Annotated in this window: 16 protein-coding genes and 1 tRNA gene; 10 read left to right on the top strand and 7 right to left on the bottom strand. The window is 72.4% G+C overall.

All coding sequences use genetic code 11. The features are described 5' to 3' along the window. Positions 1-28: 28 nt before the first annotated feature. Positions 29-421: a hypothetical protein gene (locus WME76_RS38880; RefSeq protein WP_433930988.1), complete on the bottom strand. Its 393-nt coding sequence runs from the start codon at positions 419-421 to the stop codon at positions 29-31. 216 nt (positions 422-637) lie between these two features. Between WME76_RS38880 and WME76_RS38885 the strand changes: the two genes are divergently transcribed. Together WME76_RS38885 and WME76_RS38890 are read left to right on the top strand one after the other, a co-directional pair. Then, complete coding sequence (locus WME76_RS38885; RefSeq protein ID WP_437957204.1) at positions 638-1,393, top strand: HAD family hydrolase; 756 nt, start codon at positions 638-640, stop codon at positions 1,391-1,393. Beyond that, positions 1,390-2,697: a hypothetical protein gene (locus tag WME76_RS38890; RefSeq protein WP_437957205.1), complete on the top strand. Its 1,308-nt coding sequence runs from the start codon at positions 1,390-1,392 to the stop codon at positions 2,695-2,697. The genes WME76_RS38885 and WME76_RS38890 overlap by 4 nt, the downstream gene beginning before the upstream one ends. Before the next feature lie 19 nt (positions 2,698-2,716). On the opposite strand, the gene WME76_RS38895 is transcribed toward WME76_RS38890, so the two are convergent. Then, positions 2,717-3,160 (bottom strand): acyl-CoA thioesterase, encoded by a 444-nt coding sequence (locus WME76_RS38895; RefSeq protein WP_437287186.1) that lies wholly within the window; start codon positions 3,158-3,160, stop codon positions 2,717-2,719. 139 nt (positions 3,161-3,299) lie between these two features. On the opposite strand from WME76_RS38895, the gene hpt reads away from it, so the two are divergent. Then, positions 3,300-3,821, top strand: a complete 522-nt coding sequence (gene hpt, locus WME76_RS38900) for a hypoxanthine phosphoribosyltransferase (RefSeq protein ID WP_437957206.1) — start codon at positions 3,300-3,302, stop codon at positions 3,819-3,821. A gap of 14 nt (positions 3,822-3,835) precedes the next feature. Continuing rightward, positions 3,836-4,141: a tetratricopeptide repeat protein gene (locus WME76_RS38905; protein WP_437962204.1), complete on the top strand. Its 306-nt coding sequence runs from the start codon at positions 3,836-3,838 to the stop codon at positions 4,139-4,141. Positions 4,142-4,203: 62 nt separating this feature from the next. Here the strand turns inward: WME76_RS38905 and WME76_RS38910 are convergent, their stop codons facing one another. Genes WME76_RS38910 through WME76_RS38920 form a run of 3 tightly spaced genes read right to left on the bottom strand, consistent with a single transcriptional unit; the run spans position 4,204 to position 6,853 of the window. Then, positions 4,204-5,592 (bottom strand): replication-associated recombination protein A, encoded by a 1,389-nt coding sequence (locus WME76_RS38910; protein WP_437957207.1) that lies wholly within the window; start codon positions 5,590-5,592, stop codon positions 4,204-4,206. Continuing rightward, positions 5,589-6,161 carry a TlpA family protein disulfide reductase gene (locus WME76_RS38915; protein WP_437957208.1) on the bottom strand — a complete coding sequence of 191 codons (573 nt, stop codon included), beginning with the start codon at positions 6,159-6,161 and terminating at the stop codon, positions 5,589-5,591. Before WME76_RS38915 ends, WME76_RS38910 begins: the two co-directional genes overlap by 4 nt. Next, complete coding sequence (locus WME76_RS38920; protein WP_437957209.1) at positions 6,158-6,853, bottom strand: YggS family pyridoxal phosphate-dependent enzyme; 696 nt, start codon at positions 6,851-6,853, stop codon at positions 6,158-6,160. The genes WME76_RS38915 and WME76_RS38920 overlap by 4 nt, the downstream gene beginning before the upstream one ends. A 233-nt stretch (positions 6,854-7,086) precedes the next feature. Here WME76_RS38920 and WME76_RS38925 point away from each other — a divergent pair, with 233 nt between their 5' ends. Together WME76_RS38925 and WME76_RS38930 are read left to right on the top strand one after the other, a co-directional pair. Then, positions 7,087-7,545, top strand: a complete 459-nt coding sequence (locus WME76_RS38925) for a hypothetical protein (protein WP_437957210.1) — start codon at positions 7,087-7,089, stop codon at positions 7,543-7,545. 156 nt (positions 7,546-7,701) lie between these two features. Continuing rightward, a complete protein-coding gene (locus WME76_RS38930; RefSeq protein ID WP_437957211.1) occupies positions 7,702-8,133 on the top strand; it encodes a hypothetical protein in 432 nt (143 codons plus the stop codon). Between the two features lie 39 nt (positions 8,134-8,172). Here the strand turns inward: WME76_RS38930 and WME76_RS38935 are convergent, their stop codons facing one another. Continuing rightward, on the bottom strand, positions 8,173-8,676 hold the full coding sequence (locus WME76_RS38935) for a cyclic nucleotide-binding domain-containing protein (RefSeq protein ID WP_437957212.1): 504 nt from the start codon (positions 8,674-8,676) through the stop codon (positions 8,173-8,175). A 343-nt stretch (positions 8,677-9,019) separates the two neighbouring features. After that, complete coding sequence (locus WME76_RS38940) at positions 9,020-9,454, bottom strand: N-acetyltransferase family protein (protein ID WP_437957213.1); 435 nt, start codon at positions 9,452-9,454, stop codon at positions 9,020-9,022. 173 nt (positions 9,455-9,627) lie between these two features. Here WME76_RS38940 and rpe point away from each other — a divergent pair, with 173 nt between their 5' ends. From rpe to WME76_RS38960, 4 genes are all read left to right on the top strand, one after another. Next, a complete protein-coding gene (rpe, locus tag WME76_RS38945) occupies positions 9,628-10,341 on the top strand; it encodes a ribulose-phosphate 3-epimerase (protein WP_437957214.1) in 714 nt (237 codons plus the stop codon). Further along, positions 10,338-11,813 (top strand): hypothetical protein, encoded by a 1,476-nt coding sequence (locus WME76_RS38950; protein ID WP_437957215.1) that lies wholly within the window; start codon positions 10,338-10,340, stop codon positions 11,811-11,813. The genes rpe and WME76_RS38950 overlap by 4 nt, the downstream gene beginning before the upstream one ends. 144 nt (positions 11,814-11,957) lie before the next feature. After that, positions 11,958-12,044, top strand: a tRNA-Ser gene (locus tag WME76_RS38955). A gap of 1,272 nt (positions 12,045-13,316) precedes the next feature. Beyond that, entirely contained in the window at positions 13,317-14,498 is a 1,182-nt protein-coding gene (locus tag WME76_RS38960; protein ID WP_437957216.1) for a poly(ethylene terephthalate) hydrolase family protein, read from the top strand. Positions 14,499-14,507 lie beyond the last annotated feature (9 nt).

Below are 14,507 nucleotides of genomic sequence, written 5' to 3' on the forward strand. Positions count from 1 at the left end.
GCGGCGCGCGGGGGCGCGCCGGCCGGCGTCAGTTCTTCGCCTTGGCCATCACGATCGCGCGGCCGTCGCCGAGCTCCCAGCGCAGCGAGTGATCCGTGGCGAAGCGGAACTCCGCCTGATCGAGCCCGCCCTCGGGCCGGAGGAACGCGACGGTCACCTGATCGCCCTCCGCCTTGGTCACCTTGAAGGTCCCGCTGCGCGGCGTCTCCGCCGGCACGGTCACCGTGACCTTGCTGCCGTTGAACTCGATCGCGGTCCCCTTCACCCACCCGGTCGCCTTCGTGAGCTGCTCCACGGGGGCGTTCTCGATGGACTCGCCATACCAGCGCCCCTGCAGGCGATCGCGAGGGGTCTTCGAGCAGCCCGCCACAGCGGTCAGCGCCATCGCCAGGGCCAGAGCGGTCTTGATGCGGTTCTGCATGGGCCTTCCTTCGGGACGTCGAGGGGTCCCGGATGTGGAAAATCCTAAGAAGAACGGAACGTTTGGGCCAACAATGTAGGATATTTCGGCACACTTGCCGACCCGATCGGGCTGGTCGACGGAGATGGCCGCTGCGGCTTCTGAGGAGGGCGAGTTCGCGCTAGGGTTCCGCCCGATGAGCGCGCGGCGGGCGCGCTCCTTCACGGCGCGACCACCTTGAGCACGCTGTTCCACGAGAAGCGCCTCGTCCCCCTCGATCGGACGCGGCTCCTGAACTCCATCGTCGAGCGCGCGGGCGACCGGTCGGCGGGGCCGCCCGTGATCGTCTTCGATCTCGACGGCACCCTCATGGACAACCGGCCGCGGGTGGTCGCGATCCTCCACGAGCTCGCCGAGGAGTGGCGCCGCAAGCACCCGCACGCCGCCGCCCTCCTCGAGCGCGCGGCGCCCGACGGCATCGTGTACGGGTTCCAGGACAACCTGCGCCGGCTCGGCGTCGACGACGAGGCGCTCCACCTGCACGCGTTCGAGTTCTGGAAGGCCCGCTTCTTCAACGATCCGCACATCCGGCACGACATCGAGGTGCCGGGCGCGAGCCAGTACGCGCGGGCGTGCCACGCGGCGGGGGCGACGCTCGTGTACCTCACCGGGCGCGACCTCCCGAACATGGCGCTCGGATCGTTCGCGAGCCTGCGCGATCTCGGCTTCCCGATCGGGGTCATCGGCACCGAGCTCGTCGTGAAGCCGCGGTTCGAGATGCCCGACACCGAGTTCAAGCGGAGCGTCGCCCCGCAGCTCTCCCGGCTCGGGCGGGTCATCGCGGCGTTCGACAACGAGGCCGCGAACTGCAACCTGATGGTGGAGTGCCACCCCCGCTGCACCGCGGTCTTCCTCGACACGCAGTACGCGCCCGACCCGCCGCCGCTCGATCCGCGGGTGAAGGTGATCCACACCTTCGAGCGGGCGCCGTGATCCGCGCGCGCGCCGCCGCCGCAGGGCTGCTGCTCGCCGCCGGCGCCGGGTGCGAGCCGTCGCGCCACCCGCCGGTCGACCCCGTGGAGGCGGGCGCGAGCCCGAACGCGCGGATCCTCCCCGCGCCGCTCGCGAGCGAGACGCCGGACCTGCTCGACGCGTCGGCCGCCGAGGCGAGCGCGAAGCTCGTGTCCGACGATTACGGCCGGCCCATCATGTCCGAGGCGAGCCAGCATTCGCCGATCCCGCTGCCGCCGGCGGCGCCGCTGCCCGAGGACACGCTCTCGCCCCGCGAGCTGCCCGGCGTCACCCTCGAGGCGGCCTTCCGCTGGCGCGACGTGCCGCAGCCGCCCAAGGCGCCCCAGGTGGCCGTCGCCGGGCTCGAGGCGGCGCAGGCGGTCACCGACCTGAGGTGGAAGATCGATCTCGCGGAGACGGGCCGCATGCGCGTCCAGTTCACGTCGCGGGCGCTGCCATTGCCCTCCGGCTCGGAGCTGCGCGCCCGCCACGACGTCCACGGCGAGGTCCTGCTGTGGCCGGGCTTGACCCAGTACCGGGTCCTGCCGCCGGGGGCGCTCCGCACGCTGCTCGGCGAGCGGCGCGTCGACGTGACGCCGCTGTCGACGGGCTCGGCGCGCCCGGTCGGCGAGGGCAAGCGGCTCGACGTCGACGTCCGCAAGGTCGAGATGCACGCGAGCCTCGGCACGCTGCACCTGGAGCTCGGCAAGATGCCCGAGGCGGGCGAGGGCGGTCCCCTGCTCTGCCGGGCGCTGCTGGAGATCCTCGGCGTCGATCCGAAGTCGCCCGAGTGCGTGGCCGGCGAGGTGCCGCTCCACGCGAGCTACGCGTGGCAGGGCGGCGGCGGGGTCGGCTTCGAGGTGACGTCGGTCGCCCGGCGCAGCGACCTTGTCTCGACCGACTTGCTGATGCCACCCCCGAGCGCCGCGTACGCGGCCGCGGGGCTCCCGTCGGCGCAGGGCGGCGTCTTCCTGTCGCGCGACGAGCTCGCGGCGATCCGGACGGAGCCGCTCCCGCTGCCGGCGAGCGTCGACCCCGGCGCGCCCGGCGAGGGCTTCGTCGCGGTGAACCAGACCGACGCGCTGCTCTACCTGCTCGTCGACGGCATCCCCGCGGTCGCGGTGCCCCCGATGAGCGAGCGCTACGTCAGCGGCCCCCAGCGCGGGCTCTACGTCGTCCAGTGGCGCACGTTCCTCGGCGAGAGCATCGAGCCGCCGCAGACGATCGAGATGCCGGCGCGCCTCGTGCGCAGCGCGGCCGAGGGGGACGCGGCGGACGGCGGCTGAGCGGGCGCGGCCGCGCGCGCTAGCCGGCGGCCGCGACCTCGGGGCTCGACAGGAGCTGGGCGATGTCGTCCGGGATCCTCGTCAGCGTGAGGCTCGAGCCGAGGCACGCGAGGAGGATGTCGCCGTCGCAGATCACGTCCTCGCCCCGGAGGATGCGGTAGCTGAAGCGCGCCGTGACCCGCTGGATCTCGCGGCAGGTCGTCTCGACCACGAGGGTGTCCCCGAACCGCGCGGGCAGCCGGTACTTGAGCCGCAGCTCGGCGACCGCGAGGTGAAGGTCGCGCCGCACCATCTCCTCGTAGGAGATCCCGCGGCGCTGCAGCCAGTCGATGCGGCCCGCCTCCAGGTACACGACGTAGTTGGAGTGGTGGACGATGCCCATCAGATCCGTCTCGCAGAAGCGGACGGCCAGCGGCATGCGCGAGGTGAGGTGCGGCGGTGCGTCGGGCGGAAGGGGCGGCATGACGGGGGGCGCGGAGACTAGCCCAGTTCCGGCCCGGGCGGCGACGGAGCGGTCGCTCGACCCGGGCGGCGCAGCGTCCACGGCGAGGGAGCCGCGTCGGCGCTGGCCGCGGGCGCGCCGCGGTGTTAGCGCGGCCGCCATGGCGAACGTCCGGACGCTCCTGTCCGCCGAGCAGATCGGCGCCCGCGTGCGCGCGCTCGGCGCGCAGATCACCAGGGACTACGCGGAGCGGCGGCTCGTGCTCGTCTCCGTGCTCAAGGGGAGCTTCGTGTTCACCGCCGACATCGCGCGGCACATCGACCTCCCCGTGCGCATCGAGTTCCTCGGCGTGCGCAGCTACGGCGAGGGCACCGACTCGACCGGCGTCGTCCAGATCACGCAGGACCTCACCCGCCCGATCGAGGGCGAGGACATCCTCCTCGTCGAGGACATCGTCGATACGGGCCTCACGATCTCGCACCTGCTCCAGCTCTTCCGCACGAGGATGCCGAGCAGCGTGAAGGTCTGCGCGCTCCTGCACAAGCCGGCGCGCGCGCGGGTCGAGGTGCCCATCGACTACCTGGGCTTCACGATCGAGGACAAGTTCGTCGTGGGCTACGGGCTCGACTGGGCCGAGCGTTACCGGAACCTGCCGTACATCGGCGTTGTGGAGGCGACGTGAGCAAGCGGCTCTTGATGCTCGAAAAGATGACCCAGGGCGGGTCGAAGGATCCGTTCCACTGGTACGCGCTCGCGCTGGAGTACGCGGGGCTGGACCGGCACGACGAGGCGCTCGCGACGTTCAACGCGCTGCGGGCGATGGACCCGAGCTACGTGCCGATGTACCTCATGTGCGGGACGATGCTGGTGAAGGCAGGCCGCGCCGACGAGGGGCGCGCCTGGCTGAGCGACGGCATCGGCGCCGCGCGCAGCAAGGGAGATCAGCACGCGCTGAGCGAGCTCCAGCAGGCGCTCGCCGGCGCGGGCGGCGGCGAGGACTGACGGCGCGAGGGCGGCCGCGCCGGGGGGGAGCCGGGCGCGGCGCCTCGGCCGCCCTCGCCCCCTCAGCCGCCCTCTCCCCCGCCCTCGCCGCGGATGCGGCGGAGGCGCTCGCCGATGGTCCGCTCGTAGCCGCGATCGGCCGGCTCGTAGAACCGGCTGCCGGCGAGCGGCTCGGGCAGGTAGGTCTCGCCGACAGCGACGCCGCCGGGCTCGTCGTGCGCGTAGCGGTAGCCCTCGCCGTAGCCCTCGTCGCGCATCAGGCGGGTGACGGCGTTGCGCAGCGTGAGCGGGACCGGGAGCGCGCCGTGCTCGCGCACGGCGGCCTGCGCCGTCTGCCACGCCGCCTTGCACGCGTTCGATTTCGGGGCCGTGGCGAGGTACAGCGCCGCCTGCGTGAGCGGATAGAGCCCCTCCGGCATCCCCATGCGCCGGAACGCGGCGTCCGCCGCGACCGCGACCTCCAGGGCGCGCGGGTCGGCGTTGCCGATGTCCTCGGAGGCGAAGATCATCATCCGGCGCAGCAAGAAGAGCGGGTCGTCGCCGGACTCGATCATGCGCATCAGCCAGTAGACGGCGGCGTCGGGATCGGAGCCGCGCATCGACTTGATGAAGGCGCTGATGACGTTGTAGTGCTCCTCGCCGGCCTTGTCGTAGAGCAGCGTCTTGTGCTCGCTCGCGCCGGCGATGAGCTCGCGCGTGATCGTGGAGGCGCCCGCGCGCGCCGCCTCGTCCGCGGCGATCTCGAGCGTGGTGAGCGCCCTGCGCGCGTCGCCCTGCGCGAGCGCCGCGATGGCCGAGAGCGCGTCGTCGTCGGCGGTCACCGCGCCGGCGAGCCCCGTGGGCGACTCGAGCGCGCGGCGCAGGAGCTCGACGAGCTCCGGGGCGTCGAGGCCCTGGAGCCGGAAGACCTTGCACCGGGAGAGCAGCGGCGCGTTCACGGCGAACGACGGGTTCTCGGTGGTCGCGCCGATCAGCGTGATGGTGCCGTCCTCGACGTGCGGGAGGAACGCGTCCTGCTGGGCCTTGTTGAAGCGGTGGATCTCGTCGACGAACAGGATCGTCCGCTTGCCCTCGTACGAGCGCGCGGCGCGCGCCTGGGCGAGGATCTCGCGGAGCTCCGGCACGCCGCCGAGCACGGCGTTGAAGGGGACGAAGCGGGCGTTCGTCGTGTGCGCGACGACGCGCGCGAGCGTGGTCTTCCCGGCGCCCGGGGGGCCCCACAGGATCATGGAGGGGATCCGGTCGGCCGCGATCGCGCGCGCGAGCAGCTTGCCCTCGCCGAGGAGGTGGCCCTGGCCGATCATGTCCGCGAGCGCGCTGGGGCGCATGCGCTCGGCGAGGGGCACCGCGGCCCTGAGCTCGGGATCGCGCTGCCGGGCGGCGTCGAAGAGGGTCGGCTCGTCGCCCGCGGGCCGCCGCCGCGCTCCGCCGCCGCCGCGCGCCGCGCTCATTCGAAGACCGACCGCGCGCGCGCGTGCGCGTCAGAGGACCGCTCCGAGAGCAGGACGTCCACGGCGCGGCGCGCGCCCTCCGGATCGCGCCCGACCCAGCGCACGGTGCCCGCGCCGTCGACGACGAACGTCAGGGGGACCTGCGCGACGCCGTAGGTCCCGGTGAGCCGCTGATCGAGGTCCGCGACGATGGGGAACGTCGCGCCGAGCTCGTGGGCGGCCGCCTCCGCGGCGGCCTCCGAGTCGTCGACGTTCACGCCGATGACGGCCACCCCGTCCGCCTTGCGGTCGCGCCACAGCCGGTCGAGCGCCGGCATCGTCCGGCTGCAGGACGCGCACCAGGACGCCCAGAAGTCGATCACGGTGACCCGCGTCCTGCGCGTGCCGGGCACGCCGACCGTGAGCGCCGCCGTCGACTCCGCGCGGAACTCCGGCGCGGCGCTGCCCACGAGCGGGTGGCGCACGGACGCAGGCATCGCGCCCGGCCCGCAGCCGAGCGCGAGGAGCGCGCACGCCGCGGCCGTCGCGGCGGCGATGGCCGAGCCGAGGCGCGACGCGGCGGACCTCACCCGCGGGCCCCGAAGATCGCGGTGCCGACGCGGACGAGGGTCGCGCCCTCGGCGATGGCGGCCTCGAAATCGTGCGACATGCCCATCGAGAGCTCGGGCAGCGCCTCCTGGCCGCCGTGCGCGTCGCGCAGGGCGCGGAGCTGCGCGAAGAACGGGCGGACGTCGGTCGGGTCCTCGAGGAAGGGGGCGATGGTCATCAGGCCGACCGGGCGGAGGTGCGCGCACCGGGCCACCGCGCCGAGGAGCGACGTGAGCTCGGCGGGCGCGCAGCCGCCCTTCGAGGCCTCGCCGCCGACGTTGACCTCGAGCAGCACGTCGAGCGCGCGGTTGGTCGCGGCCGCGCGCCGGTCGAGCTCGACGGCGAGCTCGTCGCGGTCGACCACGTGCACGACCTGCGCGACGCGCGCGACGAGCTTCGCCTTGTTGCGCTGGAGCCGGCCGATGGCGTGCCACACGATCCCGTCCAGGTCGGCGAGCGCCTCGGCCTTCTCGACGAGCTCCTGCGCGTAGCTCTCGCCGAAATCGCGCTGCCCGGCGGCGTAGGCGGCGCGGATCGCCTCGGCGGGCTTCTCCTTGGACACGGCGATGAGCCGGACGTCCTCCGGCCTGCGCCCGGCCCGCGCCGCGGCGCCGGCGATCCGGCGCCGCACCTCTTCGAGCCGCGACGCGATGTTCCCCAGGTCTTCCGACATCACGGCGCACGATACCGCGGGCGGCCGCCGTGGACACGCAAGTGCATCCGCTGCAGCGGACCCGGCAGCGCGCTCGCGACCCGAGGCCAGCGCGGGGTGTCGGATCCATCCGCCCGGCCGGCGTGCCAGAGTGTGCCTGAGGGCCCCCTCGGCAGCGGAGGGATCGCGCTGCTTCCGGAGATTTTCGTGTGGTATCGCGTGGCATGTGGATTGCGAGGTTGCGCGCACCTGCCATGCGAAGCCTGCTGTTGCTTACCCTGCTCCTCGCGGTTGGATGCACGTTCAACCCGCAACCTGAACCGCCGTTCCAGGACGGCGGGGACGACGACCCGATCCCGCCCGCGGTGACCGGCACAGGGGCCGGTAGCTCGACGGGCGCGGGCGCCGCGACAGGTGCTGGGGGCGGCGGTCCGGTCGGATCGAGCAGCTCCGGTACCGGGGGCAACGGCGGCACCAGCACCGGGGGCGATGCCACGGGCAGCGGCGGGACAGGCGAGGGCGGTGCCGGCGGCGAGGCCGGCGCCAGCGGCGAGGGCGGTGCCGGCGGCGAGGGCGGCGACGGCGGCGAGGGCGGTGCCGGCGGCGCGGGCGGTGCCGGCGGCGCGGGTGGTGCCGGCGGTGCGGGAGGGCAGGGCGGCGGGGACGGCGAGCCGTGCGGCGGAGGAGGCGCCGGCGGCGTGGTCTGCGGCTGAGCAGGCACGCCGGGCGACCCTGACGTCGGCGCCGATCGCGGCGCATGGTAAGGCGAGCCAAGGCAGAGAATGATCGCGCTGGACGCCGCCCTCCCGGCGGACGAGAGCGCTGCGCAAGCGGCAGGAAATGCGCAGGGTGCTATGAGGAGAGGGCTTATGCGTAAGCTTGTCGTCCTTGGGTTCGGGATGGTGCTCGCGGGCTGTGGCTTCAACCCACAGCCCGAGCCTCCGATCACGGATATCGGCTGCGTCGATTGCGAGGGGAGCGTCGGCGCGAGCGGGGCAGGCGGGGGGGATGCCGCTGGCGGCGCCAGCGACCCCGACCTCGGCAGCGAGGCGGGCCCGACCGGCGCCACGTCCACGGGAGCCGGCAGCACGGGCACCTCCGGCGAGACCAGCCCGGGGGGCGGGGGCGGCGCTGGCGGCGCGGGTAACGACGGCGGCGAGGGCGGTGCCGGTGGCGAGGGCGGCGCCGGTGGCGCTGGCGGCGCCGGCGGCGAAGGCGGTGCCGGTGGCGAGGGCGGCGCCGGCGGTGCGGGTGGCGCTGGCGGCGGCGCCGGCGGTGTGATCGGAGAAGGCGGCGGATGACGCGCCGGGTGGGCTGAGCGCCCCGGCGATCGCGCCGGCTCAGATCCCCGGGCGCCGCGGCCGCGCGTACTCGTCGAGCATGTTCGCGACGAGCTCGGCGAGCAGGCTGTCCGCCACGCGGAGGCGGCGCGACATCTCGCGCGCGATGTTCAGCACGAGGAGGGTGTACGACTTGAGATCGCGCCGGTAGAGCGTGTCGAGGTCGTGCGCGGTGACGCGCATCAGGCGCGACGGGGCGATGGCTCGGACCGTCGCCGAGCGGGGCATGACGTCGAGGATCGACATCTCGCCGAACCAGTCGCTCGGCCCCAGGACCGCGACCCGGGCCTCGACGTCGCGCTTGGAGCGCTTGAGCACCTCCATCTCGCCCGCGAGCAGCACGAACATCTCGCGGCCGCTGTCGCCCTCGCGGAAGGCGACCGCCCCGGGCTGCAGCTCGACCAGCTCCAGCGTGTCGGCGAGGCCCTCGAGGACGTGGTCGCCCAGGCCGCCGAAGAGGCCGATCTCGCGGAGCTGCGCGACCAGCTCAGGTCTCCGGCTCACTGGGATGCTCCGAGGGCGCCCGCGGCGACCGTCCCGTCGGCCGATCCCACGCCGCCTGCCCGCGACCCGACGCCGCCCACCAACACCGCGCCAACATGCTCGCCTTCTCGCATCGCTCCACCTCGCGGCCTCGAGCCGATGGTTCCCGCCGAGAGCGTACGCCGCGACACGAGGACGTCAACGCTCGCCCTCGTGAGATGCGCGCGGCGTCCCGCCCGGTGTCCGACCCGCGCCGCGCGACCCGGCGCGCGCGGCGCGCGCCCCGCGTGATCGGGCGATCGGCGCGCGCACCGCGACCGCGTCGTGGCCGTTCCGCCGCTGATCGCGCCGCGTGCGATCACCACTAGAGATCCTTGGTGAACACGATCCGCGGACGCCCAGGTCCGGCGTAGTCCTCGACCTCGGCCGCCGACCAGCCGACCGCCGCGTGGAAGCGCACCGAGCCCTCGTTGCCAAGGGTCGTGATCGCCTTGAGCTGCCGGCACGCCTCGCGGCGGCAGTCCTCCTCGAACGCCGCATAGAGCATCCGACCGACCCCGCGACGGCGGTAGTCGGGGTGAATGCCCACGAGGTGCACGTAGCCGACCGCCGCGTCCGGGCACTTGAAGCCGAGGAGGAAGCCGACGAGCAGGCCGTGATCCTCGACGACGCGGGCGAGACGGCCGAGCTCGTAGAAGTAGATGGGGTGCGCGAGGGCGCTGGTCGGGCCTGCCCACCACCGATCGATCTCGCCCACGATCCGGTCGTAGTCGGGCTTCGTCAGCGGCCGTGTCTCCATGCATCACCTCACTCGAGCGGTTCGGGATCGTGCCTCGGATCTGCTGCGGCGGCGCACAGGACACGAGCGCCTCGCGCAGACCACCGCAGCCTAGCAGCCGCGACGGCCTCCCCGTAAGCACGCTCGTGGCTGCCTCGCTAGCCGCCGCGCGTCACGCCTGCTAGCGCTAGCATGTGCGTCACGAAGGAATCATCGTCGCTCCGTCGATCTTGTCCGCTGACTTCGGCCGCCTCGCCGACGACGTGCGCGCCGCAGAGGCCGCCGGCGCCGACTGGATCCACGTCGACGTGATGGATGGCCGTTTTGTACCGAATATCACGATCGGCCCCCTCATCGTTCGCGCGGTCCGTGCCGCGACGCGTCTTCCGCTCGACGTGCACCTGATGATCGTGGAGCCAGAGCGCTACGTCGCCGAGTTCGCGGCCGCCGGCGCCGATCGGATCTCGGTCCATGTCGAGGCGTCGCCGCACCTGCACCGGACGCTGCAGCAGATCAGGGACGCGGGCGCGCGGCCCGGCGTCGTGCTGAACCCGCACACGTCGGAGGAGTCGATCCGGCACGTCCTGCCCGATCTCGATCTGGTGCTCGTGATGAGCGTCAACCCGGGGTTCGGCGGGCAGCGGTTCATCCCGGGGGCGCTCACGAAGCTGCGGAGCCTGCGCCAGACGATCGATGAGGCGGGCCTGGACATCACGCTCGAGGTCGACGGCGGGATCGCGCCGTCGACGTCCGGGCAGGTGATCGCCGCCGGCGCGAGGGCGCTCGTCGCCGGCGCGGCCGTGTTCGGCACGGTGAAGCCGGGGGAGGAGCTGCCGTTCGACGCGCGCGTGGCGCGGTATGCGGAGGCGATCCGCGCGATCCGCGCGCCCGCCGGGACGCCGTCGTGAGCGAGCGCGGCGGGGTGACGGGCGAGCGCGGAGGAGCGAGCGCGGGGGGCGCGGCGGTGGTCGCCGCGGTGGTCGGGGCCGCGCTCGTCGGGACGGGCGCGCTGGTCGGCTGCACGCCGCCGAGCGCGCCCGCGGCGCCGGCGCGGGCGCAGGCCTCGGCCGCGGCGCGCCCCGCGGCGCCGGCGGCGCGCCCTCCGGCGGAGGGCGCAGGCCCCGTGGAGGGCGAGATCGACGAGGAAGAGGCTCGCCTGACCAAGGAAGAGGTCGCGCGGGTGCTCGCGCTCGTCGCGAAGGCGCGCGGGCTGCCGGTGCTCCGCGAGGTGCGGAGCCGCGTGCTCGCCCGCGGCGAGATCCTCCAGCGGGTCCGCGCGCACGTGGAGCGAGAGATCCCCGAGGGCGTGCTCGACCATCAGGGCGAGGTGCTCGCGGCGCTCGAGCTCATCCCGGCCGACTACGACTTCACCGCCGGGATGTACCGCCTGCTCGAGGGCCGCATCGCGGGCTTCTACGAGCCGGACGACCAGACGATGTACCTGGTCGACGATCTCAGCGAGAGCGAGGCCGAGGAGACGCTGGCGCACGAGCTCGTCCACGCGCTGCAGGACCAGAGCTTCTCGCTGGGGAAGCTGCTCGAGTTCAAGGCCGGCGACAGCGACCGGCTGGCGGCCTCGCACGCGCTCGTCGAGGGCGAGGCGATGAGCGCGATGTTCGACGTGCTGGTCGGCTCGGCGTTCCAGGTCGACGGGTCGATGCTCCGGAAGCTCGTGGCGATGTCGACGGCGCTGTCGTCCGTGGGCGACACGCCGCTCGTGCTGCAGGAGTCGCTGGGCGCGCCGTACACGGACGGCTTCGAGTTCGTCCAGGCGCTGCGCCGAGACGGCGGCTGGGCCTCCGTGGACGCGGTGTGGCGCGCGCTGCCGGAGACCACCGAGCAGCTGCTGCACCCGGAGAAGCTCGCGGCGCGCGAGCCCGCCGTGGAGGTCGCGGTCCCGACGGCCGCCGCGCTCGGCCCAGGGTTCCGCGTCGTGTTCGACGACGTGATGGGCGAGCAGGCGCTGCGCATCGCGTTCGCGGCGTACGCGCACCGCGACGCGGCCATCGGGGCCGCGGCGGGGTGGGGCGGGGACCGGTTCGCGGTGGCGCGGCGGGACGACGCGCAGGACCCGACGCGGAGGGAGTTCGCGCTGGCGTGGCGGCTGCGGTTCGACAGCGCGGGCGACGCGGCGGAGGCGGGGAGGGTGATCGAGCGCCGCTTCGGGAGAGCGTGCCAGAGGCGCGCGGGGCTCGGGCCGATCGCGTGGACGGCGCGCGGGAGCGACGTGGCGATCGTCGCGGGGCCGTACGCGCGGCGCGGGGGAGGGGAGGTGAGCGCGGTGGGGACGTGCGCGGGCGCGAAGGCGTGGCTGGCGGAGGTGATGAAGGGCGGGGTGGGGGTGCGGGGCGGGGTGAGCGGGGAGAAGGCGCGGAGGTAGGGAGGGTAGGGAGAGAGGCGTAAGGAGAGGGGAGCGCGGATGTGCGACCGAGGCGTACGCGCCGCAGAGGGGTGGGCGCGGACGACAGGGGGCGTTGACAGGCGCCGCCAGAACGGGCACAAAAGTAAGTCGTTCTGAGTATTTGGAGGAGTGGCCGAGCGGTCGAAGGCAGCGGTTTTGAAAACCGCCGTTGGGGCAACTCAACCAGGGGTTCGAATCCCTTCTCCTCCGCTGGTTTCTGCAAGGATGTCGAGTAGTTCGCGCGGTCCGGGATGTGGACGGGAGTAGACAGGCGTGGACAGGTCTGGACGCAGGTTCTGGCAAATTTCTGGCACGGCAGGTCCCTGATTCCGGGCCCAGCTGTGTGAGTCGGCTCACGATGCGGGCGGCCCGGATTCACGGTCGCCCTGCGACGAGCTCTCTCGAGAGCCCGTGGGCCTGGTGACGCATCGACCGGATGCGTCGTGCTTGGGGCACGGGTCTCCCCGAACTTTGGCGACCTCGCTGCTACTGCCGGAGCACGCACATCCAGCCCAGCGCCTAGCGAGAGGCTTGGCGCCGGCCATCGCTAACGGGCAGGGCACCACGGCGACGTTGTGGCGGGCGTGCGAGACCACCGCTTTGCGAAGCGAGAGCGCTTTGATGAGAACGATCCGTCCAACTTGGACGGAGGGCTCAGGGGTGCGCGGGTTTCGGACGAAAACGTGATCGAGATGGAGCGCGAGGCAGATCGGATCTGCCCCCTTGTCAAAAGGGCAACCGAACCCTGTCCGGCGAGGTCCGGCTGGTGCCCACCGAAGACGTGGTTGTTCCCATGACGTGGTTGTTCCCGAGGGGTGAATGCGCCAGCGCGGCGGCATCACGTCGATCATCGAGTCCATCCGGGAAATCGGCCTCATTGAGCCGACCATCGTCCGGCGCGACACGCCATGTCGCGCGACCTCCACCATGTCGCGTGCCCCGATCCGCGGCGTCACGCTCAGTATGCCGAGTAAGAGCCTCAGCCATGTCCCTGCGGCTTCGCCCGGGCGCACGCCTCCCCACCTGGTCCGTAAGAACCGAGCCTCGATGAGCCGCGGGCTTTCGCCTACGAGCATGCCAGGTGCCGGTGATGATCTCGTCAAATCCTTCGCCCACCGCGACTTGTAGGAGGCGGTTCCCGTGCGCCGGCCATCACGACGCGCCGCGAACCGCGACGGCGGCCGTTTGGACGAGCTCAGTAGTGTACAGCTATACGGTAGGATGCCTTCCGCTTGGTGCCAGTAGTGTACAGCGATACGGTAGGATGCCTTCCGCTTGGTGCGACGTCGCGGTAATCGCAGGCGTTTCACGAGTGGAAAGCCTGTCTGATCGCATAAGGCCCGTTCTGTCGATAAGCTCGTACAGTCGGACTGCACGAGCCAGGAACGGCTCCGAGAATCTTGACTTTGCGGAACGCGTTTGCTTGTCCTATCCGCCAAAGCGCTTGACGACGCTGAGCGGCTGGGCGAGGACAGAGTCACCATGAGGCGTTGGCTACTGGCTTTGGGCGTGTGCGTTTCCACCGCGGCGTGTGGTAACGGATCGAATGGGGACGCTGCCGCGAGCGGGGGCGCGGTTGGCACGGGCAGCGGGGGCACGGCCTCCGGTGGTGCGACGGGCTCTGGGGGAACGGCCGAAAGCGGCGGCGCATCCAGTGGTGGGGCTGGCGGCTCGGCGTCGGGCGGCTCGAGTGGGGCCACGGGTGGCGCGGCTTCGGGCGGGCAATCGGGCAGCGGCGGCACGACCGGTAGCGGCGGCACGACCGCTAGCGGCGGCACGACCGGTAGCGGCGGCACGACCGGTAGCTGCGTCGGCGACCCGTTCCCCACGGCCGATCCTACCAAGACGGGCCCCTTCTCGGTCACCGCAGACAAGAACGTCGGCCCCCTCGCCGGCGTCGTTCCCGATCCGATCTATGGGGACGAGCAACAGCGCTTCCACGTGTACCGCCCGAGCAATATCGCAACCAGCGGCCACTGCCATCCGATCCTGATCTGGGCCAATGGCTACCGGGACAATCCGGAGCAGAACCCGCCGAAATGCGTCGTCAACGCCGGCAGCAATCAGTGGTGCGGACAATACGGACCGATCGTCAACCATCTCGCGTCCCACGGTTTCGTCGTGGTGGCTTCTCTCAGCACCGCGACCGCCGAAGGCGATCCTCTTCCCACGACCGCGGGCCTCGATTGGATCTTGGAACAAGCCGAGGATGCGAGCAGCCCGTACTATCACGCCCTCGACACCACGAAGATCGGCCAGCTTGGCCATTCCTATGGGGGCATGTCGACTTGCATGACGGCCTCCGATCCCCGTTTCTCGGCCCTCGGCACGATTTGCGGCACCAGGGCCCTCGAGGGAGTGCACACCCCCATGTTGTTCTTCTGCGGGGGGAAGGACTCCACGGTGAGATGCAGCGGGGTCCACGATGTCTTCAAGACGGTCACCGATCAGCCCGCGTTTTTCCTCAACGAGCTCAACGCGGATCACGGTAGCTGGGTCTATCAGGGCGCAAATGGCGTGTCCCTGTCGTCGGCCGCGGCCTGGTTCCGCGTTCATCTGATGGATGACACAGCGAACAGGAACTTCTTCTACGGCGACAACTGCAAGTTCTGCACCGATGGCCGCGTGCAAGCAGAGCAGAACGCCCTGATGAACGTCCCCTGAGCGACGGGG

The organism is Sorangium sp. So ce119, assembly GCF_051524405.1.
In the GTDB taxonomy this organism is placed as follows: Bacteria; Myxococcota_A; Polyangia; order Polyangiales; family Polyangiaceae; genus Sorangium; species Sorangium cellulosum_G.

Bases quoted from the DNA above. Each gene is read 5' to 3' on its own strand.
- WME76_RS38880 (WP_433930988.1), bottom strand. From the start codon at position 421: ATGCAGAACCGCATCAAGACCGCTCTGGCCCTGGCGATGGCGCTGACC.
- WME76_RS38895 (WP_437287186.1), bottom strand. From the start codon at position 3,160: ATGCCGCCCCTTCCGCCCGACGCACCGCCGCACCTCACCTCGCGCATG.
- hpt (WP_437957206.1), top strand. From the start codon at position 3,300: ATGGCGAACGTCCGGACGCTCCTGTCCGCCGAGCAGATCGGCGCCCGC.
- WME76_RS38905 (WP_437962204.1), top strand. From the start codon at position 3,836: ATGCTCGAAAAGATGACCCAGGGCGGGTCGAAGGATCCGTTCCACTGG.
- WME76_RS38910 (WP_437957207.1), bottom strand. From the start codon at position 5,592: ATGAGCGCGGCGCGCGGCGGCGGCGGAGCGCGGCGGCGGCCCGCGGGC.
- WME76_RS38920 (WP_437957209.1), bottom strand. From the start codon at position 6,853: ATGTCGGAAGACCTGGGGAACATCGCGTCGCGGCTCGAAGAGGTGCGG.
- WME76_RS38925 (WP_437957210.1), top strand. From the start codon at position 7,087: ATGCGAAGCCTGCTGTTGCTTACCCTGCTCCTCGCGGTTGGATGCACG.
- WME76_RS38930 (WP_437957211.1), top strand. From the start codon at position 7,702: ATGCGTAAGCTTGTCGTCCTTGGGTTCGGGATGGTGCTCGCGGGCTGT.
- WME76_RS38940 (WP_437957213.1), bottom strand. From the start codon at position 9,454: ATGGAGACACGGCCGCTGACGAAGCCCGACTACGACCGGATCGTGGGC.
- WME76_RS38960 (WP_437957216.1), top strand. From the start codon at position 13,317: ATGAGGCGTTGGCTACTGGCTTTGGGCGTGTGCGTTTCCACCGCGGCG.